Here is a 25782-nt window from a genome sequence, read left to right on the forward strand (position 1 = left end):
TTGCCGTCTTGTTGGGCGGCTACACTTGTCTCCGCTCTGCTTTTCGACCCCACGGTCACCCCACCGTCACCCCCGCCAGACCCCAGGAGAATGCGCATGCTTAAAGGAAAAGTCGCCCTAGTCACCGGTTCCACCAGCGGCATCGGCCTGGGTATCGCCACGGCCTTCGCGCAGCAAGGCGCCGATATCGTCCTGAATGGGTTTGGCGAGGCCGCCGAGATTGAAAAAGTGCGCGCCGGCCTGGCCGACAAGCATGGCGTGAAGGTTGTCTACGACGGCGCCGACCTGTCCAAGGGCGACGCGGTGCGCGGCTTGGTCGAGAACACGGTGCGCCAGTTGGGCCGCATCGACATCCTGGTCAACAACGCCGGCATCCAGCACACCGCGCTGATCGAGGATTTTCCCGCTGAAAAGTGGGATGCCATCCTGGCGCTGAACCTGTCCGCCGTGTTCCACGGCACCGCCGCCGCGCTGCCCCACATGAAGAAGCAGGGCTTTGGCCGCATCATCAATATCGCGTCGGCGCACGGCCTGGTCGGGTCGGCCAACAAGTCGGCCTATGTGGCGGCCAAGCATGGCGTGGTGGGCTTCACCAAAGTCACGGCGCTGGAAACGGCCGGGCAGGGCATCACCGCCAATTCCATCTGCCCGGGCTGGGTGCGCACCGCCCTGGTGGAAAAGCAGATCACCGCGCTGGCGCAAAAGAATGGCGTCGACCAGGAAGCCGCCGCGCGCGAACTGTTGGGCGAAAAGCAGCCGTCGCTGCAATTCGTGACGCCCGAGCAATTGGGCGGCACCGCCGTGTTCCTGGCCTCGGACGCCGCGGCGCAAATTACGGGCACGTCCGTTTCGGTCGATGGTGGCTGGACGGCGCGCTGATAAAGGAACTACGAATGTTGTTTTTGCTTTCCCCCGCCAAGAAGCTGGACTACGACTCGCCTTTGCATATCGAGACGCACACCCAGCCGCTGTTCGTGGATCAGGCCGCCGGCCTGATCAAAGTGCTTAAGACCAAGTCCGCCGAAGACATCGCCGGCCTGATGAGCCTGAGCCCGGCGCTGTCGGAACTGAACGCGCAGCGCTATGCGCACTGGAAGCGCAGCTTCACCCAGACCAACTCGCGCCAGGCCGTGCTGGCCTTTAACGGCGATGTGTACGAAGGGCTGGACGCCTCCAGCCTGTCGGCCAAGCAGCTGGACTGGGCGCAAGAGCACGTGGCCATCCTCAGCGGCCTGTACGGCGTGTTGCGGCCGCTGGATCTGATGCAACCGTATCGCCTGGAAATGGGCACGCGGCTGGAAACGCCCAAGGGCAAGAACCTGTACGAGTACTGGGGTTCGACCATTGCGGACTATTTGAACGAGCGCCTGGAAGGCAAGAAGGCGCCGGTCATCGTGAACCTGGCGTCCGAGGAATATTTCAAGTCAGTTGACTTGAAGACGCTGAAGGCGCGCGTGGTGCAGTGCGTGTTCCAGGACTGGAAGAACGGCGCCTGGAAGATCATCAGCTTTCACGCCAAGCGGGCGCGTGGGTTGATGGCGCGCTACGCGATTCAGCACAAGGTGACCAAGCCCGAAGGCTTGCAAGGCTTTGACCTGGAAGGCTACGCCTACGACGCCTCGGCATCGACGGACGACAAGCTGGTGTTTCGCCGCAAGCTGGCGGATTGATGCGGTGATGCGGTGATGCGTGGACGGCGGGGTCCGTCGACGCCGTCATCAGTCGACGCGGTAAGCGCGCGGTTGACGTGAGTACTGTTCCACGTCTTCGCGCGCTTTGCCCGTCTTGCGGGTTACCGATACCTTCGCCTTCAGGCCGCCGCCGCCAGCGGCGGTGCGTGCGTCGGGTCAGCCAGCGCCTGCAACTCCTGGCGAATCATGTGCGAGGCCTTCAGCATCTGTTTCAGCGGATAGGCCAACGCCGCCTGCTCTCCGGATGTGTCGAACTGCGTGGGCAGGGTGGTGGCGATCTGCGGGCGCTTTTCGTCCAGCAGGTCGACCATGCCGTTCATGGCAAGCTGCACCGCCTCGGGCGTTTTGGGCAGCGCGGCCAGGATGGGAATCGCCGCCGTGATCTGTGATGCCAGCACGTGGTTCTGGATCAGCAGGTTGTTCAATTCCGGCACGCTTTGCTGGTGCGACTTAGGCTCGCTCATCATTCGATAGAACGCTTCGGCGAAGTTGCTGAACGCAATGTGCACGTTCTTGCGCGCCAGCCGCCAGGCCAGGTCGGCGTCGATGACGGCGGGCGTGTCGGCGGCGGATGTGGCAGTGGGGCTGGCGGCGGGGGATGCAGGGGTTGTGCCGGCATTCGTGGCGGTAGCTGTGGCCACGTTTGACGGCGCGCCATGCGCCTGCATGGCTTCCACGTAGCGCAGGCCCGCAACCAGGTACTCGCGGTTGGCGCGCGTGGCGGCGGCCGCCAGCGGCTTCAGGTAGCGCGCTTCCCACCACGGCAGGATGTAGCTGCATATCAGCGCCAGCGCGCAACCCAGCAGCGTGTCGATGGCGCGTTCGCCAATCACCGACATCGACACCGTGCCCGGCGACACGAAGTGGAACACCAGCACCACGAACAGGGTGTTGAATATGGCGCTGGCCATGTAGTTCAGCTGCACCAGGCTGTTGCCCATGATGCAGGCGCCCAGCAGCACGGCGAACAGGATCTCGGGGCTGTCGGTCAGGTTGAACAGCAGCAGGGCGCAGATGCAGCCGATCAAGGTGCCGCCCAGGCGCCAGCCATTGCGCTGCCGCGTCAGCGCGAAGCCGGGCTTCATGATGATGACAATGGTCAGCATGATCCAGTAGTTGTGCGCGGAAAACTCCGGCGACAACCAGCGGCTGGCCAGCGTCATGGCAATGGCGGCGGCGGCCGTCACGCGCAGCGCGTAGCGAAAATGGGGGGAATCCGGCCGCAAGTTGCTGGTCAGGAGCCCAATGCGGAATTCCTGCCGCGAGATGAATCGCGTCAACGACTTGTTGATGCGCAAGACGTCGGTGGGCTTGGCGTCGGGCGATGCCGCCGTGTGGTCGGCCAGGCGGTCCACGATGCGGGCCGAATTGCGCAGGCGGCGCAGCACCTGGATGATCAGCGCCAGCATCTCGGGTTCGCGTTCGCCCAAGCCTTGCTGTTTGAGCTGTTCGATTTCGTATTCGATGGCGCGCAGCTCGGCCTTGGCGCTGCTGCGGTATTGCACCGGGCGGCCGCGCGACACGTCCAGCGCGATGCGATTCAATTCCAGCGACATCTTGACCAGCGCGTCACGCATGAACATCAGGCAGTCGTTGCCGGCCAGCGTGCGGCGCAGCGACGCGTAGTCGGTATGCGTGGCAACCAGCGTGTCCAGCAATTGCAGCATGTCCACGAACATGTTCCAGATCATCACGCGCTGGCGGTCGCCCACCCCCTTGCCGCGTGGCAGCGCGCGCAGCACCATGTCGCGCGCGGCCTGGTGCTTTTCCGTCATGATAGATTGGCGCTGGATCAGTGCGCGGTAGGCCTCGTCCAGGTCGGCCGTTTCGTCGTAGAAAGCGGCGCGAGCCGCCACGTAGTCAGCGGTGGCGAACAGCGCCACCGACATGGCCTGCTGTTCTTCGCGCAGCCAGAACAGGCGCGAAAAGCCCAGGCTGAAGACCACGTAGAACAACGCGCCGCCCAGCGTCGCGGCGGCATGCGCCAGCACTTGGTGCGGCTCCAGCGGCGAATGCATGGTCAACGTCATCAGCAACAGGCCGGCAAAGCCGATCAGCCCGCCGCGCTTGCCGAACACCGTGAACATCGAATAGACAAAGCACTGCGCAATCACCACCAACCAGATCAGGACGGGGTTGCTGGAGGCCAGGCCGGTAATGATGACGGTAAGCGTACCCAGCGCCGCGCCGCCCAGCATTTCGTTGGTGCGATGGCGCTGCGGCCCGCCCGGCTGGTCGATGATGGCCAGGCACTGCGCGCCAAACGTGGCGACCAGCCCGGTGGTGTAGTTGCCGAACAGCCCACCCAGCACCAGCACGGGCAACAGCATGCCAACCCCCTGGCGCACCCCCCCGAAGAAGTAGTGGCTGTAAAGGAAGCGGCGGATGCTGGCGATGCGCAAATCCATGGGGGCGGGGCCTAATTCTCGCGATGCGGCAAGTATATAGATGCGCCCGCGAGTTAGGGCCTTTCCCCGCTGGGCCGCCCCAAGGGGAAAGCTGCCCCGCTGGGGGGCATATATTTTGGGGTCGGATGGTTGCCGGACTGTCCCGCAATTCGCCTTGCATCGCGCGTGCAACGGTCGCTTCACGCCGATTTGCTACCTTTGACGCAACGCGGTAAATTCCATCTCTTGCGCCGGTCTGCCTATCCGATACCGGTGCGTTGAGGCGGATGGTAACGGGTCACCTCCCCAGTCATCCCGCCGCAGTGATACTTGCTGTTGGCCGCGCCACAAGCGTGTGTTGCCAAAGCTTCCATTTCGACCTCCAGCGTCCCCCAGGGGCGTTTGCACTGCGTTCTGTCGAGCGTGTGCCGGGTCGGCAGGGTGTCCGGGTGGCGTGGCTCCGTGAGCCGCTAAGCGCCGGATCATGTTGTCGTAGCCGGTATGGGTTCCGTTGCCGCCGTATCCGGGCGAGCAGCAGTCAGGGTTGCAGGGCCGGTACTGAAAGGAAATACAACATGGAAATGAATGGCGCCGATATCGTCGTGCGCTGCCTGGCCGATGAGGGCGTGGAACACGTTTTCGGCTATCCCGGCGGCGCAGTGCTTTACATCTACGACGCGATCTTCAAGCAAGACAAATTTCAGCATATCCTGGTTCGTCACGAGCAAGCCGCCGTGCACGCCGCCGATGCCTATTCGCGCTCGTCGCAAAAGGTTGGCGTCTGCCTCGTGACCAGCGGCCCGGGCGTGACCAATGCCGTCACCGGCATCGCCACCGCCTATATGGATTCCATCCCCATGGTCATCATCAGCGGGCAAGTGCCCACTGCGGCCATCGGCGAAGATGCGTTCCAGGAATGCGACACCGTCGGCATCACGCGTCCCTGCGTCAAGCACAACTTCCTGGTGCGTGACGTCAAGGACCTGGCCGAAACCATGCGCCGCGCGTTCTATATCGCGCGCACGGGCCGCCCTGGCCCGGTGCTGGTCGATATCCCCAAGGACATCACCGTCGCGCAGTGCAAATACACGCCGCCCAAGGGCGAGATCTCGATGCGTTCCTACGCGCCCGTCAACAAGGGCCACCAGGGGCAAATCAAGAAAGCCGTGCAGATGCTGCTGGCCGCCGAACGGCCGATGATCTACACGGGTGGCGGCGTCATCCTGTCGAACGCCGCGCCCGAGTTGAACAAGCTTGTGTCGCAACTGGGTGCGCCTTGCACCAGCACCCTGATGGGCCTGGGCGGCTACCCGGCCAGCAGCGGCCAGTTCGTGGGCATGCCCGGCATGCACGGCACGTACGAAGCCAATATGGCGATGCAGCACTGCGACGTGCTGCTGGCCATCGGCGCGCGTTTCGATGACCGCGTGATCGGCAACCCCAAGCACTTTGCGCAAAACGCCCGCAAGATCATCCATATCGATATCGATCCGTCGTCGATCTCCAAGCGCGTGCGCGTGGACGTCCCGATCGTCGGCAACGTCAAGGATGTGCTGGCCGACCTGTCCGCCCAATTCGAAGTGGCGGCCGCCGAGCACAAGCCCGCGTCCATCACCAAGTGGTGGGAGCAGGTGGAAACGTGGCGCGGCAAGGAATGCCTGAAGTTCGCCAACTCGGACGAAGTCATCAAGCCGCAGTACGTGGTGGAAAAGCTGTGGGAAGTGACGGGCGGCGACGCCTTCGTCACGTCCGACGTGGGCCAGCACCAGATGTGGGCGGCCCAGTACTACAAGTTCGACAAGCCGCGCCGCTGGATCAACTCCGGCGGCCTGGGCACCATGGGTGTGGGGCTGCCGTACGCGATGGGCGTGCAGATGGCCAACCCTGGGCACGACGTTGCCGTCATTACCGGCGAAGCGTCGATCCAGATGAACATCCAGGAACTGTCGACCTGCCATCAATACCGCCTGACGCCCAAGATCGTCTGCCTGAACAACCGTTTCCTGGGCATGGTCCGGCAATGGCAGCAGATCGATTACGGCTCGCGCTATTCCGAGTCCTACATGGATTCGCTGCCCGACTTCGTCAAGGTGGCCGAGGCCTATGGCCACGTGGGTCTGCGCATCGAGCGTCCGGCGGATGTCGAACCCGCGCTGCGCGAAGCCTTTGGCAAGCACAAGGAACGCCTGGTCTTTCTGGACTTCATCACCGACCGCACCGAAAACGTGTGGCCGATGGTCAAGGCCGGCCGTGGGCTGACCGAAATGCTGCTTGGCTCTGAAGACCTGTAAGGAGGCCACCATGAAGCACGTGATTTCCGTCCTCCTCGAAAACGAACCCGGCGCGCTGTCGCGCGTGGTGGGGCTGTTTTCCGCGCGGGGCTACAACATCGAAACCCTGACCGTGGCGCCCACCGAGGATTCCACGCTGTCGCGCATGACGATCGTGACGACCGGTTCCGATGAAGTCATCGAACAGATCACCAAGCACCTGAACCGCCTGGTGGATGTCGTTAAAGTGGTGGACCTGACCGAAGGCGCCCACATCGAGCGCGAGCTGATGCTGGTGAAGGTGCGCGCCGTTGGCAAGGAACGCGAAGAGATGAAGCGCATGGCGGACATTTTCCGCGGCCGCATCATCGACGTGACCGACAAGTCCTACACCATCGAATTGACCGGGGTGCAGGAAAAAGTACAGGCCTTCCTGGAAGCCCTGGACCGCAGTGCCATCCTTGAAACCGTACGCACCGGCGTGTCCGGCATCGGACGCGGTGAACGGATTTTGAAGATTTGACCGGCCTTCCAGGCCACGCCACACCCTACATCTGAATTAATCGAATATCCAAAATACTGGAATCTGGAGCACAACCATGAAAGTTTTCTACGACAAAGACTGCGATCTGTCCCTCATCAAAGGCAAGACCGTTGCCATCATCGGCTACGGTTCGCAAGGCCATGCGCACGCGCAGAACCTGCATGAATCGGGCGTGAAGGTCATCGTCGGCCTGCGCAAGGACGGCGCTTCGTGGAACAAGGCCGCCAACGCCGGCCTGGAAGTCAAGGAAGTGGCTGATGCCGTGAAGGCCGCCGACATCGTCATGATGTTGCTGCCCGACGAGAACATCGCCTCGGTCTACAACAAGGAAGTGCACGGCAACATCAAGGCCGGCGCCGCCCTGGCTTTCGCCCACGGCTTCAACGTCCACTACGGCCAGGTCGTGCCGCGCGAAGACATCGACGTCATCATGATCGCCCCGAAGGCCCCGGGCCACACGGTGCGCAACACGTACAAGCAAGGTGGCGGCGTGCCCCACCTGGTGGCCGTGTACCAGGACAAGTCGGGCGCCGCGCGTGACGTGGCCCTGTCGTACGCCAGCGCCAACGGCGGCGGCCGTGCCGGCATCATCGAAACCAACTTCCGCGAAGAAACCGAAACCGACCTGTTCGGCGAACAAGCCGTGCTGTGCGGCGGTACCGTCGAACTGATCAAGGCCGGTTTCGACACGCTGGTGGAAGCCGGCTACGCGCCCGAAATGGCGTACTTCGAATGCCTGCACGAACTGAAGCTGATCGTCGACCTGATCTATGAAGGCGGTATCGCCAACATGAACTACTCGATTTCGAATAACGCTGAATTCGGCGAATACGAAACGGGTCCGAAGATCGTCACCGACGAAACCCGCAAGGCCATGCGCCAGTGCCTGACGGACATCCAGACCGGCGAATACGCCAAGAAGTTCATCCTGGAAAACACCGCCGGCGCCCCGACGCTGACCTCGCGCCGCCGCATCAACGCGGAATCGCAGATCGAGCAAGTGGGCGGCAAGCTGCGCGCCATGATGCCCTGGATCGCCGCGAACAAGCTGGTGGACAAGTCCAAGAACTGATCGACGTCCGGTGCGGGGCTGGCCCCGCGCCCCGTCCTCAAAGACGGCATGCTCGCAAGGGCGTGCCGTTTTTTTATGGCCTTTTCGTCAGGCACGGCTCTTGCTCTGTCCCGCAAGCGGGGCCATATGAGTTAACCTTTCACAGTCCGTTGTAAGTTATTGAGACTATGCCCAATTTTTCCATGCGCGATTCCGAGAACCGCCACCGAAGCATCTACTTGCTGCCCAACGCATTCACCACCGCGGCGCTGTTCGCGGGGTTCTATGCCGTCGTGCAGGCCATGAATGATCGCTTCGAAGTCGCCGCCATCGCCATTTTCGTGGCGATGGTGCTTGATGGCATGGATGGCCGCGTCGCCCGGTTGACCAATACGCAGTCTGCCTTCGGCGAGCAATATGATTCGCTGTCGGATATGACGTCATTCGGCGTTGCGCCCGCGCTGGTCATGTACGAATGGATCTTGAACGACCTGGGCCGCTGGGGTTGGCTTGCCGCCTTCGTCTATGTCGCCGGCGCCGCGCTGCGCCTGGCACGCTTCAATACCAATATCGCCGTCGTCGACAAACGCTATTTCCAAGGCTTGCCCAGCCCGGCGGCCGCCGCCTTGGTTGCCGGCTTCGTCTGGCTGGCTGTCGATAACAAGCTGCCGATCCATGACAGCCTGATGGCCTGGGTGGCCTTTACGCTAACCATGTACGCCGGCATCACCATGGTTTCGAACGCGCCGTTCTTCAGCGGCAAGAGCTTTGCGCTGGGCCGCAGCGTGCCGTTCTGGGGCATCTTGCTGGTGGTGGCCGTGTTCGTGTTCGTGTCCAGCGATCCCCCGGTGGTGCTGTTCGGCCTGTTCGTGCTGTATGGTCTTTCGGGCTGGGTCATGTGGGCGTGGCGCTGGAACAAGGCGCGCCGCCTGACGCAAGAGCGTCGCGGGCAGTCATCGTCCTGACCGCTGTCGGTATTACTTACCGCTCACACAAAACCCGCCAGTCGGCGGGTTTTGTATTTCATCTTTGACGTTTGGCGTCGGGCGATTATTGCCCGGACACCTTAGCGCCACATGAACCTTTCATCGTCATACATCGGGTCCGGGCCAGGATGGAAGTGCGTCAGCTTGCTGCCGTCGCGGCTCATGTAGACGTACATCAGCGAATTCCAGACGCCGTTTTCCTTGTAGCGATACGACCACACGACTTCGCGCTTTTCGCCCAGCCCCGCCTCTTCGATGCGGGCGGGCGGGCCAAATTCACAGCGCACCCGGTCCGGCCCCCAATCGCCGACTTCCAGCACCTTGAAGTGCGCGTCCGTCAGCAAAGGCACGACAGGACCCACGCGCCCATCGGTGCCCACGTTGGTGCCCCAGGCAAATTGCCCCATCGGCTGCTGGGTCCAGATGACGCGTTGCCCGCCGCCCGCTTGCGGGCAGGTGTAGTTGGGCTTGCCAAACTGGGTCAACACATCGGCGTAAGGCGTGCCGGGCGGCACCTGGGCCAGGTTCGCGCAGGCGGCCAGGCCGGTCAGGGCCAGGGAGGCGAGGGTGATGCGGGCTGTTCTGTAATATTTAGACATCTATTGCTCCTCTAGGCGCCGTGGGCGCTTGCCGGCCTCTGCCGAACAGGCGAAACCGTCTCTGGGGTAATTCTAGCGTTTCAGCTATAATCACCGAGCTTTATCAAACGTATTGATTGATTTTGCAAGATGCTTTGCGCCGGCAGTCCGGCTGCACGGTAGCCGAAAGCGGCCACTTTGCAGCTATTGAAGCAGCAGTGAGAAAGCAAAAACGCTTATCGCCGGGTCTTACGCAAATTTTTCCCAACCACGTCAGGGCACCTCGGCCCTGTCGCATGTCCGAAGAGGTCATCAATGTCTGTAGCTGACATCAAGAAATCCGATATCGTTGCGCAGTTCCAACGCGCTCAAGGCGATACCGGCTCCCCCGAAGTTCAGGTGGCTCTGCTCACCGCCCGTATCAACGAACTGACCGGTCACTTCAAAGAACACATGAAGGACCATCACTCGCGCCGCGGTCTGCTGCGTATGGTCAGCCGTCGCCGCAAGCTGCTCGACTATCTCAAGGGCCGCAATCCCGATTCGTACCGCGCTCTGATCGAAAAACTCGGTCTGCGCAAGTGATCGACGGGGCTGGCTCCCCATGACGCAACCGTGGTCGGTGCGACGTATTGTCGCAGCGGCCACGGTTTTTCATTTGTAAGGAATAATCGTCATGTTCAACAAAGTGACAAAATCGTTCCAGTACGGCCAGCACACGGTCGTCCTGGAAACTGGCGAGATCGCTCGCCAGGCCTCCGGCGCCGTTGTGGTGTCGATCGAGGACACCGTTGTCCTGGCTACTGTCGTAGCTTCCAAGAAGGCCAAGCCGGGTCAAACGTTTTTCCCGCTGACCGTCGACTACATCGAAAAGACCTACGCCGCCGGCCGTATTCCGGGTGGGTTCTTCAAGCGCGAAGGCAAGCCGTCCGAAAAGGAAACGCTGACCTCGCGCCTGATCGATCGTCCGCTGCGTCCGCTGTTCCCCGAAGACTTCTACAACGAAGTCCAGGTGGTCATCCACACGCTGTCGGTCAATCCCGAGATTGATCCCGACATCGCCGCCATGATCGGCGCCTCGGCCGCTCTGGCCATTTCGGGCATCCCGTTCAACGGCCCGATCGGCGCCGCTCGCGTGGGCTACATCGACGGCCAATACGCACTGAACCCGACCGCCACGCAGCTGAAGTCCTCGAAGCTGGACCTGGTGGTTGCCGGTACGGAAAACGCCGTGCTGATGGTGGAATCGGAAGCCCAACAGCTGTCCGAAGAAATCATGCTGGGCGGTGTGGTGTTCGGCCACGAGCAAATGCAGGCCGTCATCAACGCCATTCACGAATTGGTGAAGGACGCCGGCAAGCCCGAGTGGGACTGGCAAGCGCCCGCCAAGGACGAAGCCCTGATCGCCGCCGTGACCGCGGCTGCCCAGGAAGGCTTGAACGCCGCCTACCAGATCCGCGAAAAGCAGGCCCGTACGGCCAAGCTGCGCGAAGTGTCGGCCGACGTGTCGGCCAAGCTGGCTGCCGCCGCTGCTGAAAAGGGCGAGCCCGCGCCTGACGCCGTCACCGTCGACAACATCATGTTCTCGCTGGAATCGGCCATCGTTCGCGGTCAGATCCTGAACGGCGAACCGCGTATCGACGGTCGCGACACCCGCACCGTTCGCCCCATCAGCGTGCGTCTGGGCGTGCTGCCCCGCGCACACGGCAGCGCGCTGTTCACCCGTGGTGAAACGCAAGCGCTGGTCGTGGCCACGCTGGGCACCAAGCAAGACGAACAGATCATCGACGCGCTCATGGGTGAATACCGCGACCGCTTCATGATGCACTACAACATGCCTCCGTTCGCCACCGGCGAAACGGGCCGCATCGGTGTGCCCAAGCGCCGCGAAATCGGTCACGGCCGTCTCGCCAAGCGTTCGCTGATCCCGCTGCTGCCGGCTCCGGAAGACTTCCAATACACGATTCGCATCGTGTCGGAAATCACCGAGTCCAACGGCTCGTCGTCGATGGCTTCGGTCTGCGGCGGCTCGCTGGCCATGATGGACGCCGGCGTGCCGGTCAAGGATCACGTGGCCGGTGTGGCCATGGGCCTGATCCTGGACGGCGGCAAGTTTGCCGTGCTGACCGACATTCTGGGTGACGAAGATCACCTGGGCGACATGGACTTCAAGGTTGCGGGCACCGAAAACGGCGTCACCGCACTGCAGATGGACATCAAGATCCAGGGCATCACGAAGGAAATCATGCAAGTGGCGCTGGCGCAAGCCCGCGAAGGCCGCCTGCACATCCTGACCAAGATGAAGGAAGCGCTGGACGGTTCGCGCGGCGAGCTCTCGGCTTTTGCCCCGCGCATGCTGACCATCAAGATCAACCCCGAGAAGATCCGCGACGTGATCGGCAAGGGCGGCGCCACCATCCGCGCGCTGACCGAAGAAACCGGCACGCAGATCGACATCTCCGACGACGGCACGATCGTGATCGCCAGCGTCGACGAAGCGCAGGCCAAAGAAGCCCAGCGCCGCATCGTCGAACTGACGGCCGATGTCGAAGTGGGCCAGATGTACGAAGGTTCGGTCCTGCGTCTGCTGGACTTCGGCGCCATCGTGCAAGTGCTGCCGGGCCGTGACGGCCTGCTGCACATCTCGGAAATCGCCAACTACCGCATCGCCAACATCAACGATGTGCTGAAGGTCGGCCAGCAAGTCCGCGTCAAGGTCATCGAGGCCGATGACAAGGGCCGTCTGCGCCTGTCCATCAAGGCAATCGGCGGTATCGAAGCGCAGCAACCCGCTGCCGCTCCCGATGCAGCCGCCCAATCGGAACCGCAAGCTGAATAAGCTGGCAGGCTGATTGAACAAGAACGGCGCCGCAAGGCGCCGTTTTTTATTGCGGCGCCACAAACCGCCACTGACGCGCTGATTCATCTTCTTGCGACTTCACCCCGCTGTCGTCCCCCAACTTCGCCGACCTTGCTGTAAAGTCGTGCGCGAGAAAAGGGGGAATCGGATGATCCAAGCATGACCAGATGGCCTGCCGCCGCGGGCGCGGTGCTGTGTGGCGCGCTGTTCGCCGCAATGCTGACCGGCTGCATGAGCAGTCCGGGGCCGGGGCAGCGCGGCCCCAACAGCGAAGCCATGTCGGCCGACCAATTCGGCCAGACGGATTTCAACCGCACCGTCACGCTGGAAGTGCGCGACAACCTCACCAGCCTGTATTCGCTGCTGGACAAGCTCTACCGGCGCAATCCGCGCGAATGGCGCAAGACCGGCGTGGCCGATCAAAAAGCCGCCGTGAACCGGGTCAAACACGCCATCGAAGTGCGCATCCCGCCCAGCGACCTGGCCGGCCTGCGAGACATCCAGATCCTGGCCGTGTCGCTGGACCCGAACTACTCCGGCGACCGCGTCGGTGCGTTCATCTACGGCATGGCCGACACCATCATCGCCGCACACAACGGCAAGACCCGCCTGTATGCCACCGACGCGCTGGACGGCCAGCGGGTCTACAATGCCGCACGGAACGTCGAGGCTGCCGCCTGGCTGCTGGCCTCGCGCCGCAACAATCAGGGCGAGCTGCTTTTGCTGGCCAATGAAATGTCTCCCAATGCCACGAACCTGAGCTTCGAACGCGAGTTCGGCGCCATCATCGGCAGGCTGGACCTGATCGCCAACCTGCTTGGCGAGAATTCCCGCCGCATCGGGATCAACTATGCGCAAGGCCTCTTGCTGTTCAATTTTCTGCCTGTGCGTTAACAGGACCCACCCATCGTGATCGATATCGCTTCCATCCAGACCGCCCGCGAACACTTGCGCGGCCAGGTCTTGAAGACCCCGTTTACCTTGTCCCGCACGCTGTCCGACATCTTCGGCGCCGAGATCTGGCTGAAGTTCGAGAACCTGCAATTCACGGCATCGTTCAAGGAACGCGGCGCGTTGAACCGCATGCTCAGCTTGTCGGACGAGGAGCGCGCCAAGGGGGTTATCGCGGTGTCCGCCGGCAACCATGCGCAAGGCGTGGCCTACCATGCGCAGCGCATGGGCGTACCGGCCGTGATCGTGATGCCGCGCTTCACGCCCACCGTCAAGGTGGCCAACACGCGCCGCTTTGGCGCCGAGGTGGTGTTGGCGGGCGATACGTTCGACGATGCGAAGGCGCACGGCTACGAGCTGGCGCAGGCGCGCGGGCTGATCATGATCCACCCCTACGACGACGAAGCCGTCATTTCGGGGCAGGGCACCGTGGCGCTGGAAATGCTGGAAGACCAGCCGCGGCTGGACATGATGGTCATCGCCATCGGCGGCGGCGGGCTGATTTCAGGCGTGGCCACGGCAGCCAAGGCCTTGAAGCCGGACATCGAGATCGTGGGCGTGCAGACCGAGCGCTTTCCGTCGATGTACGCGGCGGTCAAGGGCGTGGACATGCCGCAGGGGCAATACACCATTGCGGAAGGCATCGCCGTGAAGTCGCCCGGCGCGCTGACGCAGCCCATCGTCGCCAAGCTGGTCGATCACATTGAACTGGTCAGCGAAAGCGACATCGAGCACGCCATCGTCGTGCTGCTGGAAATTGAAAAGACCGTGGTCGAAGGCGCCGGCGCGGCGGGCCTGGCGGCCCTGCTGCGCGCGCAGGAAGCGGGCAGCGACCGCTACAAGGGCAAGCGCATCGGCCTGGTGCTGACGGGCGGCAACATTGACCCGCTGATGCTGGGCGAGCTGATCGAACGCGGCATGGTGCGCGCCGGCCGCCTTGCCCGTATCCGCGTGGACTTGCGCGACCTGCCGGGTGCGCTGGCGCATGCCACCAAACTCATTGCCGACGCGCAGGCGAATATCACCGAAGTGCATCACCAACGCGCTTTCACGTCATTGCCGGTGCGCAATGTCGAAGTGGATTTTGTCTTGCAGACCCGTGGCCCGGACCACATCCTGGAAGTCATCGACGTACTGAACGCCGCGGGCTTCGCGGCCAGCAACCACGACCACTGACCAGGGCGGCGGCACCGGCTTGAGGCCGCCTTCACCCGACACCGAATCAACCCCACGGACGCCCGCAACTTGCGGGCGTTCTTGTTTTCGCGCGCACGCTTGAAGTCGGACGTTGTTGCAAAAAAAGTTGCGCGGCGCAGCCACTGCGAAAATTTTTTCACGTCACCCCTGGAACTTTTTCGTCCTTGGCCAACATCCCCGCAGTGCCTGCGTTGAAAGCAAAGTGAAGGGTGTTTGTAAGCCGCCATCACGGCCAGACAGGTGAAAATTGTCCACTATTTGACTCAGGGATATCCCCAAAAAAGTCATGGTTCTTACGGATGTTCGATATGTCGGCAGGCGATTTAGGATCTCCCACTTCGCTTTTCTGCCTGTCGTTCGCGACGGTGCCGCAAGGCGTTGAGATAAGCACGCGCCGTTGTTTTCAGTGATGGTTCGGCGCGTCAGACAAGGGAGACCGCAGCTTGATTAGAAACAGACAGGACTTTTGGTCCGGAGCCATGTTCATTGCTTTGGGAGGGGCCTTTTCCGCGCAGGCCACCGAATATTCCATGGGAAGCGCGGCACGTATGGGACCGGGATATTTCCCTTTCTGGCTGGGCATCGTCCTGGCGCTGATGGGCGCGGTCGTGCTGATCAGCGCGCTGGCCAAGAACGCCCAGACGACCACCATCAGCCGCTACGACTTCCGCATTCTTTTCCTGGTGGTCGGGTCGGTGGTGTTGTACGGTTTCGCGCTTTCGCACCTGGGGCTTTACCTTTCAGTTTTTCTGCTGGTGCTCATCAGCAGCCTTGCCAGCCACGAATTCAATTGGAAAGTCGCCGTTGCCAACGGCCTGTTCCTCGTGGCGTTCTCCTACCTTGCGTTCATCCGCGGCCTGGGCTTGATATTTCCCCTGTGGCCCAGCGCATTCGCCAACTAGGAGACGGCAATGGAACTACTGCAAAACCTGATGCTGGGTTTCTCCGTGGCGTTCACGCCGGAAAACCTCAGCTACGCATTCCTGGGCTGCCTGTTGGGCACGTTGGTGGGCGTATTGCCGGGCCTGGGTCCGGTGCCCACCATCGCGATGCTGCTTCCCATCACGTATGTGTTGCCGCCCACGGCCGGCCTCATCATGCTGGCGGGCATTTACTACGGCACCCAGTATGGCGGCTCGACGACGGCCATTCTGGTGAACCTGCCGGGCGAAACATCCGCCGTGGTGACGGTGCTGGATGGTCACCAGATGGCGCGCAACGGACGGGCCGGCGCGGCCTTGTCGCTTGCTGCCATCGGGTCCTTCTTCGCGGGTAGCGTCGCCACGGTGTTGATCGCGGCCTTCGCGCCGCCGCTGGCGGAAGTGGCGTTTGCGTTCGGACCCGCCGAGTACTTTTCCTTGATGGCCCTGGGTCTTATCGGCGCGGTGGTGCTGGCGTCAGGGTCGCTGCCCAAGGCGATTTGCATGATCCTGTTGGGCTTGCTGCTGGGCATGGTCGGCACCGATGTCAATTCGGGCGTCGCCCGCTACGATTTCAGCATCCCGGAATTGCAGGACGGTATCGACTTCGCGATCGTCGCGATGGGCGTGTTCGGGCTGTCCGAGATCATGGCCAACCTGGAGCAGAAAGAGAATCGGGTCGAGATCACCGACAAGGTGGGTTCGCTGTATCCCAGCCGGCAAGAGTTCCGCGAAGCCGCGCCCGCCATCGTCCGGGGCACTGCCCTGGGTTCCGCACTGGGCATCTTGCCGGGCGGCGGTTCTGTCTTGTCGGCGTTTGCCTCGTACACGCTTGAGAAGAAGCTGTCGAAACAGCCCGAGCGTTTCGGCAAGGGGCATCCGGCCGGCTTGGCAGGTCCGGAATCCGCTAACAACGCGGGCGCGCAAACCTCGTTCATCCCGCTGCTGACGTTGGGTATTCCGGGCAACGCGGTCATGGCCTTGATGGTGGGCGCGATGACCATCCACAACATCCAGCCCGGCCCGCAAGTGATGACGAGCCACCCCGAGCTGTTCTGGGGCCTGATTGCGTCCATGTGGATCGGCAACCTGATGCTTGTCATCCTGAACCTGCCGTTGATCGGCATCTGGGTGAAGCTGTTGCGCGTTCCCTACCGCATGCTGTTCCCGGCAATCCTGGTGTTCTGCACGATCGGCGTGTATTCGCTGAACTACAACGTGTTCGACATCTTCATGTTCGCCATCTTCGGCGTCATCGGGTATGTCTGGAGCAAGCTGGGCTGCGAAGGCGCGCCGCTATTGTTGGGGCTGGTGCTGGGTCCGATGATGGAAGAGAACTTCCGCCGGGCGCTGCTGCTGTCGCGAGGTGAATTCAGCACCTTCGTCACGCGTCCGCTGTCCGCCACATTGCTGGCGCTGGCCGCCATTTTGCTGGTGCTGGTGATGCTGCCGGCGCTGCGAAAGAAGCGCGAGGAAACGTTCGTCGAGGTCGACTGACCACGGGGAACAAGCTTGGCTCCGGGCCTGGTGCGGCGCAAGCTGGCCAGGCCCTTTTTTTGCCCTCTTGTCGCCCTGCAAGGCGGCCCCTGCAGGCGTCTTAGCAGGCGTCTTAGCAGGCGCCTCAGCAGTCGTTTCAGAAGCCGCCCCGCCTTTTCACCCCGCGTCGCGCGCCACCAGGCTCTTCAAGCCATACAAGCGTTCGCGATGCAGCGTCGTGGCCAGCGGTTCGGGCTCGCGGCCCAGCGCAACGTAGTCGTCGGGAATCTGCGCAATGGCCGCGCGCATGGCGCTCGCGTCCGCCTGCCACCATTGCACCAGCATGCGATCAGGGTTGTACACATCCAGCCCCTGGCGCCGCAATTCCGACCGGTTGAAATCCTTCAGGTTCCAGGTCAGCACCTGCACCACGGGCGGCTGCTGCCAGCCACAACGCGCGCGGCGCGCCAGGCCGGCGGCAATCACGTGGAAGTCCTTGGGGTCGCTGTAGCGCAACGAGGCCTCATACACCTGGGTGTCGGCTTCGTTGGCGTCGGGAAAGCGCGCGTTCATCTCGGCCCAGAACTCGGCCAGCACCTCGGGCGGAATATCCCAGATGCGCGACGCGTTGCGGCGCCATTCCTCGCCGATGCGTTCGGTCCAGACGGGCGTGAATACGCCAGCCTCGGCCAGGCGCAACAGCAGTCGCCGCAAGATGCCGGACATCAGGACGCAGGCGTCCAGGACGATGAAAGGGGGGCGGGCGGCGGGGGCGTTCAAGACGACAGGAAGAAAGGGAAAGCAGGGGAAAGCGCAGGGCAGGCGCAAGACAGGCGACCCGAAAGGCCGATGCCTTTCGATCGCAAAAGTGGTGCCCGAGACCGGAATCGAACCGGTACGACCTTGCGGTCGAGGGATTTTCTTACCACTTCGGCTTTCGCCGCCAGCGCGGGTGCGCTGTTCGTGGTCTGGAGCACGCCTTCACCATAGCCTTGCGGCCTTAGGTGCCCGCCGTCTGCTCTCTACACCTTCCCCGATTTTTCAATCGGGGCTTGGCTCGGCGTTGGCTCGGAACAAGTCCAGGGCATTCGCCGAGTTTGACGGGCTACACCTTTGAAGTTTCCTCCAAAGGGCTCAAATTTTTTCAAGTCCCTTGTGTCTACCAATTTCACCACTCGGGCGATGCGCGGCCCTTTGCAAGGGTCGGCAGCGGGCGTGACTATAACATCCCGCCGCGCGCGTTCCGGCTACTTGCGGCCGAACAGCCGTCCCAGAAAGCCGGCGGGTTTGGCGGCGGCCGCTTCCGCTTCCAGCGCGTTCTTCATCGACAGCTCCTGAAAATACGGCTTGCCGTTTTGCTGGTAGGACGAGGAGGCCTGGCGGTAGGCCACGGCCGATTCCGCGTGGCGCTTCATCTGGCCGTAGATCCGGCCGCGCGCGAACAGCGCCCAGCTGCGGTAGTCGGGGTCCAGCGCCAGCAGGCGGTCGCAAGCGGCCAGCCCTTCGTCATTGCGCTTGGCGGCGATCAGCGCGTTGATGCGTTCGGCGTGCAGCGGGCCGCTGTCGGGCCAACGTTCCAGGGCGGTGTCGGCGTAGGCCACGGCCTCGTCGGCGCGGTTCAAATGCGTCAGCGCTTCGATGCGGACGCGACGCCATTTCAGCCAGTCCGGGTCCAGCGAAATGGCCACCTCGGCCAGCGGCAGCGCTTCGTCGTAGCGTTCCAGGTAGTTCAGCATGTCGGCCGCGTTGCCGGGCAGGAAGTCGTCGCTGGGGGCGAGCTCATAGCCTTTCAGGTAGTACGCCAGCGCGGCTTCCCAATTGCGCTGGTCGCGCTGGGCGTTGCCCGCCACGAACAGCAGCTGCGCGTCGCCGCTGTCAAGCGGGTCCAGGCCGATCAGCGCTTCTTCGGCAAGTTTCGGTTCGCGGCTGCGCACGTATTCGCGCGCTTGCTCCTTGCGGCCCTCCCAGCCGGTGTCGGACAGAGCATCCAGATGGCGCCACAAGGGCACGGCTTCGTCCGCGCGACCCAGCCGGTGCAGCGACCGCGCCTTGCCTTCCAGCGGCCAGTCCCAGTCGGGCTCGCGTCGCAGCAGGCTGGTCCATTCCTCGATGGCGTCGGCGTGGCGTTCCATGGCTTGCAGGCAGGACGCGCGGTTGTGCTGGATGGCGTTTTGTTCGCCCAGGATGGCGCGGGCGCGGTCGAACATGGCGATGGCGTTTTGCAGGTCGCCCAGGCGCCGGTAGTTGTTGCCGGCGTCGTACAAAAAGCCGCCGTTGTTGGGCGCCAGCGCGACGGCACGCTGGTGGTAGGGCAGGGCCTCGGTATAGCGACCGGCGTTGTGCAGGTTTGATCCGATATAGCAGTGCGGCGCGGCGGCGGCCGAACGCACTTGAGAGGCGCGGGTCCAGCTGGCGATGGCGTCTTCCAGGCGACGGTCGTTGATCAGCAGGTAGCCTTCGGCCATCAGCAGGCCAAAGTGCGAAGGCGCCCGTTGGCGGGCATCGCGTAATCCGTGCCACGCCTGCTGCTTGTCGCCGTCGTCGTATTGCACCACCGCCTGCACGGCGATGGCGTCGCTGCATTGCGGGTCCAGCGCCAGCGCGCGCGCCAGGTCGGCGTCACGCTGGACATAGGCTTTGCGTTGCGCGTGGCAGCGGGCACGCAAGGCCCACGCGGTGGCCGATGCCGGCTGTTCGCGCACGGCCTGGTCGCACAGCGACAGCATTTTTGGCAGGTCGCTGCCGTCTTCGGCGCGGTGGATGGCTTCGATCAAGGCGGACATGCGTGGGTTCCGTCGTTACGTCGGTTGCTTGGCGGGTGCTGAGAATGGCCGGGTGGCCTAGCGCGAGAAGGCGCTGGCGTCGTGGCGGCAACTGTAGGTACGGTCGCTGGCGGGGATGTCGTCGCTGCCGCATTGCCACCGGCGCACGCCTCCACCTTTGCGTTCGGCGCGCAGTTCCGGCACGTAGACCAGATGCTTGCCCGCCAGGCTGGGCGTGCCGTCGGTGCTGGGCGTGCCGGCAATGGTGAAGCGCAATACGCCGTTGACCGGGTTCATCTCCACCTTGGAAAAGCCGCTGTCTTGCATGGACTGCTGGCTGATGCCCAGGTCGTCCAGGCTGGCCGGAAACTTCTGCGTGCGCCGATAGTGGTTTTCCGCCAGGCGGCGCACCGGGTCGGACACCAGGTCGTAGCGGTTGATATCCGCATGCAGCGGGTTGTCGCTGTTGCGATCGCCGGTGGCGTTCACGCCAATGACGATGCCCACCACCACCAGGACCAGGGTGCCGAAAACAAAAAACAGGAACTTGCCCGCGCCGGTGACGGACGGGGCGCGCGCCACGGCCGCCTGCATCGCGTGCGGGTTCGCATCGCGTGTGATCACGTGCGTGCCGGCCAAGGCGTTGTGCATGGCGCGTTCGCCAAAGATCATTTGCTGCAAGTGGTGAAACAGGCCCGGCAGCAGCATGTTCACCGTGTACTTCAACGTGTGCCGCCACATCGACCGCACCAGGCCCGGCGCCTTGCCTTTGCGATTGACCACGCGCAGTTTTACCGCGCGCTTGCCCGGCGACCCGTTGCCCCACGCGTCCATGATGGCGGGCAGGAACCAGCCGATCAATCCGGCGATCAAGGCAATCCAGAAGGGCGCCTTGTCACCGGTCAAGCCCTCGTAGGTCAGCTGGGACGCCAGGATCAAGACGGTCATTCCCACCGCCATCACCACGGCGTCTATTGCGCTTGCACCCAGCCGTGGCCAGATGCTGGGGAACACCAGCGCGTTGCCTTGTCCGGCGGGGGCAGAACGGGCGGCGGCTTTAGGCGCGGAGGCCTTGGCGGGTTTTGTTTTTTTCTTGCCCGTGGCGAATGCGCCGGCGGGTTGGGCGGCCGACGAAGCCGGGACAGGCAGCGGCGCCTGGCAACTGAAGCATTGCGTATTCGAGGCGGGGTTCTGCCAATTGCAGCGAGGGCATTGCATGGAAACTGAGATCCTGGAGGCGCCTGGGGCCGTACAACAACGACCGGAGCGCGGATGATACTCAAGTCTTGCGCTAGGGAAAACCCGGATCACCGCGTGTGCGAACAGCCGCCACTGAAACAGAGGTGGGGCGCAGCGCTCCGCGGTGTCGCAAGGTTCCGTTGCGATGCCGGGCGCGGATCATCGCCCGGCGCCGGCCCATGGTTATGCGCCCGTGGCCTCGCGCAGGGCAACAATGAAAGCGTTCAGTGCTGCATCGCGGTCTGGCTCGTTGGGGCTCGCGTAGCGCGGCTCGGGATAGGCGGCAAGCTGCACCACCGCCAGCTGTGCGCGCGTATCGATGAAGATGCGCTGACCGGAATGGCCCATGGCCATCATCGCGCCGTCCTCGCGCAGCCACCAGCTGTAGCCGTACGCCGCGAGGCCCAGCGCCTCTCGATGCGCGGTGTGCTGGTCGGCCGGGATCTGGAATGTCGGGGTGCCGGACCGTGCGACCCAGCCTTCGGGCAGGATGCGCTCGCCGCCCGCCACGCCATCGTCCAGCACGAACTGTGCGAAGCGGCCGATGTCGCGTAGCGTCATGCCCGCGCGGCTGCCTCCGATCTCCTGCCCATCGTCAGATTCCAGCGTGTAGAACCCGTCGAATTCCATGCCGCACGGCTGCCAGATTCGCCGTGACATATAGTCGGCCAGCGTCCCGCCGGTGGCGGCGCTGAGTACCGCGCCCAGCAGATACGTATCCCCGGTGTTGTAGTGCCATACCCGGCCGGCGTCGTGGGCGCGATGGCAGGCGCGCAGCAAGCCCAGCACGCCACCCGGCACCTTGTCGGCCAGCGATTTGCTATAGCGATTCACATCCGAGGACTTGTCGGTGTAGTTTTCTTCCCAGGCGATACCTGATGACATTGTCAGCAGGTGGCGCACCGTCACGGCATCGTAGGCGCAGCCGGCCAGTGCCGGTACATAGGCCGTCACCGGGTCGTCCAGGCTCGCAATCGAGCCGTCGTGCAAGGCCGCGCCCGTCAGCATGGCCGTCATGGACTTGACCGTGGACATGGTCGACCAGCGCTCATGCGCCTGGAAACCCAGGCCATAGCGTTCCAGAACAATGTGGCCGCGATGGATCGCGATCAGGCCGGCAACGTTGTTGCGGTCCATCAGATCGGCCACACCCAGCTGTTCATCGCCCTGCGTGAAGCGCACGTCGATTTCGGGAGCGCGCGGCAAGGGGCGTGGCTGCGAACCACGGCGGATGGCGCGGGTGGCGAACAGGCGATCGACGATGCGATAGCCATACGACTGCAGGCAGGGCGGCCACAGCAGGAAGTCTTCACCGCGCGGCAGGTGTTCAACGGCCTCGGCCAACCGCGGGGAGGGGATAGCGTTCATGGATACCTCAATAAAAAGCCGGGCGCGCGGCCCGGCACAAATCAGTCGTTGCGCACGCCCAGGCGTTTCACGATCGGGCCCCACACATCGGCCTCGGTTTTCATCGACTCCGCCACCGAGGCGGGTCCAAGCTCCTTGGGCGGCGTCATGTAGATGTCGGCCATTTGCTTGCGCACCGCCGGATCAGCCCAGAACTTGCGCGTGGCCTCGGTAAGCCGAGTCACGATCTCGGGGGGCGTGCCCTTGGGCGCCATCAAGCCGTACCAGGCGTCGCCGGGAAAGCCCTGCACGCCGACCTCCGCAATCGTGGGCACATCGGGAAGCTGCGCGACGCGGTCTGCGCCGAAGATCACCAGCGGTACCGCCTTGCCGGTCTTGACCTGCGGCACCGCGCCGGTAAGCGCGTCCGCGGTCAGGTCGATTTGTCCGCCGATCAAATCCATCATTGCCGGCGCTGCGCCCTTGTACGGTACGTGCGACATCTCGATCTTGAAGTGCTCGGCCAGAAATGCCACGTTCAGGTGTGTGGAATTGCCGATACCGGCCGAGCCGTAGTTCAGATGACCGGGGCTGGCCTTGGCCTTCTTCACCAGGTCATCCACCGACCGGATGCCGGTGGCGGGATTGGCCACCAGCACTTGTGAGGTGCCGGCGATCTTCGTGACCGGATCGAAGTCGCGCGTGGGGTTGTAGGCCAACTGCGAGTAGGTGAATGGGTTTACCGACATGTTGGACGTGCTGCCGAACAGCAGCGCATAGCCGTCGGCCGGCTGCTTGGCCACATAGGCGGCCGCGATGCTGCCATTGGCGCCGGGCTTGTTTTCCACCACCACGGTGCCGCCGATCTCTTTGCCGGCGTAGGCGGCCCAGGCACGCGCCAGCGCGTCGGCCGCGCCGCCGGCAGCCACGGGAACAAATACCGAGACCGGGCGGGCCGGCCAGTCGGCGGCGCTAGCTGGCGCGGCGCAAGCCATGGCCAGCGTGCCGGCTGCGGCCAGGCCTATCAGGCGTTGAAAACGGGGAGAAGCCGACTGCGGAAAGCGCGAACCGAGGGCCATGGCCTGTTGCTCCAGTTGAATTCGGATGGTGAACCCGCATTCTGGAAGTCCCGATTCATTACGTCCAATGCATAATTAATCATCAAAGCATAATTAAGAAGTAATAAAACCACGGGGTCCGCATGAACTTGCAGCAGCTGGAACACTTTCTTGTGTTGGTGGAGACTCGATCTTTCAGCCGTGCAGCCGTCAAACTGCACCTGACACAGCCCGCCCTCAGCCGCAGTATCCAGGCGCTTGAAGAAACGCTGGGCGGCCGCTTGCTTGAACGCGACAAAGAGAAAACGCTGACAGCGCTGGGCGAGTTGGCCATCGTGCGTGCGCGGCGCATCCGGGTCGAACTGTCCGAGCTGCGTCGCAGCGCCAGCCTGTTGGCCGACTACGCGGGCGGCACGCTGCGGCTGGGCCTCGGCCCCACGCCCACCGCGATTCTTTCGGTGCCGCTGCTGCGCGAGATGAAGGAGCGCTATCCGGCAATCAAGCTGCTGCTAAGCGGCGGTGCACCCGAGATGCAGGTGCAAGAGCTGCGCGAGGGGGCGGTCGACGCGCTGGTGGTTCACCGCAATCACATCCCGGCCGACGCGGATCTGCATCTGATGTTCTTTCCCCGCACGCCGCTGGGCTTCGTGGTTCGGACCGGGCATCCACTGGCCGGCCGGACCGATCTCGATTTTCAGGCCTTGCGTCGTTTCGGCGTAGCCGCCAGCGGCCGAGCCATGAGCGACGAGGTGATGCACCGACTGAATGCCTATTTCGGCCCAACAGCGCATTTCATCGAAGCGATCCAGTACCAATCGAACGACATCCACCCGCTGGTCGATTTGGTCCGAACCAGCGATACGGTGTTCTTTGGCGTGCTGCGCGTGGCGCAGCCTGGAATCGCCCATGGCGAGTTGGTGCACTTGGATATCCGACCGGCATTGGAGTTGTCGTCCCAGTTTGTGTTTGTGACTCTGGAAGGCAAAACACTGCCACCCGCGCTATTGCGGCTCAGGGAACTGTGCACGCGCTACATGTCGGGAGAGGATGCCCCGTGACGCGACGGGAAGCCGGTGTCTTTGCGTGGCACCTGCCGATATAGCTCGCGGGCGCCGGGGCGAAGGCCGTATTTCGGGTCGGTCTGCAACGCAGGTAGGGGAACGCAGCCGCGCCGCAAAGGCGCGTGGGCTGCTGTCGAGGGTCTGGCGGAAGCGGTGAGATTCGAACTCACGAACGGTTGCCCGTTGCCGGTTTTCAAGACCGGTGCAATCGACCACTCTGCCACGCTTCCGGGGTGATGCCGCGCCGCGCGTCGGGTCGCGGCGTTACGGTTTGGGGATTCGGCCGTCAGGCAAACATTCTGTCCGAACGATCCCGCGAGATGCCGTAAAGGGCGCAATAATAATCTATTTGCTGCAAAGGAGGCACGCGATGCACGCTGTAGAAATCTCCCGCCCCGGCGGCCCCGAGGTCCTGGTCCCCGTAGAACGCCCCACGCCCGAACCCGGCGCGGGTGAAGTCCTGATCAAAGTCAGCGCCGCGGGCATCAATCGCCCCGACGTTTTCCAGCGCAAGGGCAACTATGCCCCGCCGCGTGGCGTGTCCGACCTGCCGGGCCTGGAAGTGGCCGGTGAGATCGTAAGCGGTGACGTTGCCGACAGCGGTTTTGCCATCGGCGACAAGGTCTGCGCCCTGGTGGCCGGCGGTGGTTACGCCGAATATTGCGTGGCGCCCGTGGCGCAATGCCTGCCCATTCCCAAGGGCTTGTCAGACGTCGAAGCGGCCGGTTTGCCCGAGACCTATTTCACGGTCTGGAGCAACGTGTTCGATCGCGGTCGCCTGTCCGAAGGCGAGATCCTGCTGGTGCACGGCGGCGCCAGCGGCATCGGCACCACGGCGATCCAGTTGGCGCGCGCCATGGGCAACCGCGTGTTCGCCACGGTCGGCAGCGACGACCGCGCCCGTGCCGTCGAGGCACTGGGTGCTGAAAAAGGCATCAACTACAAAACCCAGGATTTCGTGAAGGAAGTCATGGACGCGACCGATGGGCGCGGCGTGGACGTCATCCTGGACATGGTGGCCGGCGACTACATCGCCCGCGACATGCAGTGCCTGGCCGATGACGGCCGCATCGTCATCATTGCGCAACTGGGCGGTTCGCGCGCCGACGTGGACACCTCGCAAGTCATGCGCCGCCGCCTGACCATCACTGGCTCCACCCTGCGTCCCCGTCCCGTCGCCTTCAAGGGCGCCATCGCCCGCGCCCTGCGCGAACAGGCTTGGCCCTTGCTGGAAAAAGGGGCCATCAAGCCCATCGTTCACGCCACCTTCCCGCTGGCCGAGGCCTCCAAGGCGCACGCCATGATGGAAGGCGGTGAAAACATCGGCAAAATCATCCTGACAATGTAAGAATCGCGCGGCGATCGGCGTATCGCCGCGCAACAGGATACAATCTTGGGTTTCGC

Annotated in this window: 21 protein-coding genes and 1 tRNA gene; 14 read left to right on the forward strand and 8 right to left on the reverse strand. The window is 63.3% G+C overall.

The window, feature by feature from the left end; all coding sequences use genetic code 11:
* The first annotated feature begins 96 nt into the window (after positions 1-96).
* Together YH64_RS25315 and yaaA are read left to right on the forward strand one after the other, a co-directional pair.
* The gene (locus tag YH64_RS25315; RefSeq protein ID WP_046807010.1) at positions 97-879 is read left to right on the forward strand and encodes a 3-hydroxybutyrate dehydrogenase; all 783 of its coding nucleotides are present in this window, start codon (positions 97-99) and stop codon (positions 877-879) included.
* A gap of 14 nt (positions 880-893) precedes the next feature.
* The gene (gene yaaA, locus YH64_RS25320) at positions 894-1670 is read left to right on the forward strand and encodes a peroxide stress protein YaaA (protein WP_046807011.1); all 777 of its coding nucleotides are present in this window, start codon (positions 894-896) and stop codon (positions 1668-1670) included.
* Positions 1671-1810: 140 nt separating this feature from the next.
* Here yaaA and YH64_RS25325 read toward each other — a convergent pair whose 3' ends face one another.
* On the reverse strand, positions 1811-4099 hold the full coding sequence (locus YH64_RS25325; RefSeq protein ID WP_046807012.1) for an FUSC family membrane protein: 2289 nt from the start codon (positions 4097-4099) through the stop codon (positions 1811-1813).
* A gap of 266 nt (positions 4100-4365) precedes the next feature.
* Here YH64_RS25325 and YH64_RS25330 point away from each other — a divergent pair, with 266 nt between their 5' ends.
* The 4 genes from YH64_RS25330 (at position 4366) to pssA (ending at position 8908) form a co-directional block, all read left to right on the forward strand.
* Positions 4366-6369: an acetolactate synthase 3 catalytic subunit gene (locus tag YH64_RS25330; protein WP_255444745.1), complete on the forward strand. Its 2004-nt coding sequence runs from the start codon at positions 4366-4368 to the stop codon at positions 6367-6369.
* A gap of 10 nt (positions 6370-6379) precedes the next feature.
* Positions 6380-6871, forward strand: coding sequence for an acetolactate synthase small subunit (ilvN, locus tag YH64_RS25335; RefSeq protein WP_006223608.1), 492 nt, complete (start codon positions 6380-6382; stop codon positions 6869-6871).
* Between the two features lie 76 nt (positions 6872-6947).
* Positions 6948-7964, forward strand: coding sequence for a ketol-acid reductoisomerase (gene ilvC, locus YH64_RS25340; protein WP_046807014.1), 1017 nt, complete (start codon positions 6948-6950; stop codon positions 7962-7964).
* Positions 7965-8131: 167 nt separating this feature from the next.
* On the forward strand, positions 8132-8908 hold the full coding sequence (gene pssA, locus YH64_RS25345; RefSeq protein ID WP_046807015.1) for a CDP-diacylglycerol--serine O-phosphatidyltransferase: 777 nt from the start codon (positions 8132-8134) through the stop codon (positions 8906-8908).
* A 101-nt stretch (positions 8909-9009) separates the two neighbouring features.
* Here the strand turns inward: pssA and YH64_RS25350 are convergent, their stop codons facing one another.
* Positions 9010-9528 carry a lipoprotein gene (locus tag YH64_RS25350; RefSeq protein WP_046807016.1) on the reverse strand — a complete coding sequence of 173 codons (519 nt, stop codon included), beginning with the start codon at positions 9526-9528 and terminating at the stop codon, positions 9010-9012.
* A gap of 294 nt (positions 9529-9822) precedes the next feature.
* Here YH64_RS25350 and rpsO point away from each other — a divergent pair, with 294 nt between their 5' ends.
* The 6 genes from rpsO to YH64_RS25380 all read left to right on the forward strand — a co-directional run bounded on the left by rpsO (position 9823) and on the right by YH64_RS25380 (position 16932).
* The gene (rpsO, locus tag YH64_RS25355; protein ID WP_006223612.1) at positions 9823-10092 is read left to right on the forward strand and encodes a 30S ribosomal protein S15; all 270 of its coding nucleotides are present in this window, start codon (positions 9823-9825) and stop codon (positions 10090-10092) included.
* Between the two features lie 91 nt (positions 10093-10183).
* A complete protein-coding gene (gene pnp / locus YH64_RS25360) occupies positions 10184-12346 on the forward strand; it encodes a polyribonucleotide nucleotidyltransferase (RefSeq protein ID WP_046807017.1) in 2163 nt (720 codons plus the stop codon).
* Between the two features lie 237 nt (positions 12347-12583).
* Positions 12584-13261 carry a hypothetical protein gene (locus YH64_RS25365; protein WP_370512779.1) on the forward strand — a complete coding sequence of 226 codons (678 nt, stop codon included), beginning with the start codon at positions 12584-12586 and terminating at the stop codon, positions 13259-13261.
* 15 nt (positions 13262-13276) lie between these two features.
* The gene (locus tag YH64_RS25370; RefSeq protein WP_046807019.1) at positions 13277-14494 is read left to right on the forward strand and encodes a threonine ammonia-lyase; all 1218 of its coding nucleotides are present in this window, start codon (positions 13277-13279) and stop codon (positions 14492-14494) included.
* Positions 14495-14994: 500 nt separating this feature from the next.
* Positions 14995-15417, forward strand: coding sequence for a tripartite tricarboxylate transporter TctB family protein (locus tag YH64_RS25375; protein WP_046807020.1), 423 nt, complete (start codon positions 14995-14997; stop codon positions 15415-15417).
* 9 nt (positions 15418-15426) lie between these two features.
* The gene (locus YH64_RS25380; protein ID WP_046807021.1) at positions 15427-16932 is read left to right on the forward strand and encodes a tripartite tricarboxylate transporter permease; all 1506 of its coding nucleotides are present in this window, start codon (positions 15427-15429) and stop codon (positions 16930-16932) included.
* Positions 16933-17088: 156 nt separating this feature from the next.
* Here the strand turns inward: YH64_RS25380 and YH64_RS25385 are convergent, their stop codons facing one another.
* The 5 genes from YH64_RS25385 to YH64_RS25405 form a co-directional block, all read right to left on the reverse strand.
* Complete coding sequence (locus YH64_RS25385; protein WP_046807022.1) at positions 17089-17691, reverse strand: PIN domain-containing protein; 603 nt, start codon at positions 17689-17691, stop codon at positions 17089-17091.
* A gap of 467 nt (positions 17692-18158) precedes the next feature.
* On the reverse strand, positions 18159-19694 hold the full coding sequence (locus tag YH64_RS25390; RefSeq protein ID WP_046807023.1) for a tetratricopeptide repeat protein: 1536 nt from the start codon (positions 19692-19694) through the stop codon (positions 18159-18161).
* A gap of 57 nt (positions 19695-19751) precedes the next feature.
* Positions 19752-20891 (reverse strand): RDD family protein, encoded by a 1140-nt coding sequence (locus tag YH64_RS25395; RefSeq protein ID WP_046807024.1) that lies wholly within the window; start codon positions 20889-20891, stop codon positions 19752-19754.
* Positions 20892-21095: 204 nt separating this feature from the next.
* Positions 21096-22280 carry a serine hydrolase gene (locus tag YH64_RS25400; RefSeq protein WP_046807025.1) on the reverse strand — a complete coding sequence of 395 codons (1185 nt, stop codon included), beginning with the start codon at positions 22278-22280 and terminating at the stop codon, positions 21096-21098.
* Positions 22281-22321: 41 nt separating this feature from the next.
* Positions 22322-23338, reverse strand: coding sequence for a tripartite tricarboxylate transporter substrate binding protein (locus YH64_RS25405; protein ID WP_255444746.1), 1017 nt, complete (start codon positions 23336-23338; stop codon positions 22322-22324).
* Positions 23339-23460: 122 nt separating this feature from the next.
* Between YH64_RS25405 and YH64_RS25410 the strand changes: the two genes are divergently transcribed.
* Positions 23461-24375: a LysR family transcriptional regulator gene (locus YH64_RS25410; protein ID WP_046807026.1), complete on the forward strand. Its 915-nt coding sequence runs from the start codon at positions 23461-23463 to the stop codon at positions 24373-24375.
* A gap of 145 nt (positions 24376-24520) precedes the next feature.
* Here the strand turns inward: YH64_RS25410 and YH64_RS25415 are convergent.
* A tRNA-Ser gene (locus tag YH64_RS25415) sits at positions 24521-24608 on the reverse strand.
* Between the two features lie 140 nt (positions 24609-24748).
* On the opposite strand from YH64_RS25415, the gene YH64_RS25420 reads away from it, so the two are divergent.
* Positions 24749-25726 (forward strand): NAD(P)H-quinone oxidoreductase, encoded by a 978-nt coding sequence (locus YH64_RS25420; RefSeq protein WP_046807027.1) that lies wholly within the window; start codon positions 24749-24751, stop codon positions 25724-25726.
* Positions 25727-25782 lie beyond the last annotated feature (56 nt).

Origin of the sequence: Achromobacter sp. LC458 (assembly GCF_001005835.2) — a bacterium.
GTDB lineage: Bacteria > Pseudomonadota > Gammaproteobacteria > Burkholderiales > Burkholderiaceae_B > Achromobacter > Achromobacter spanius_B.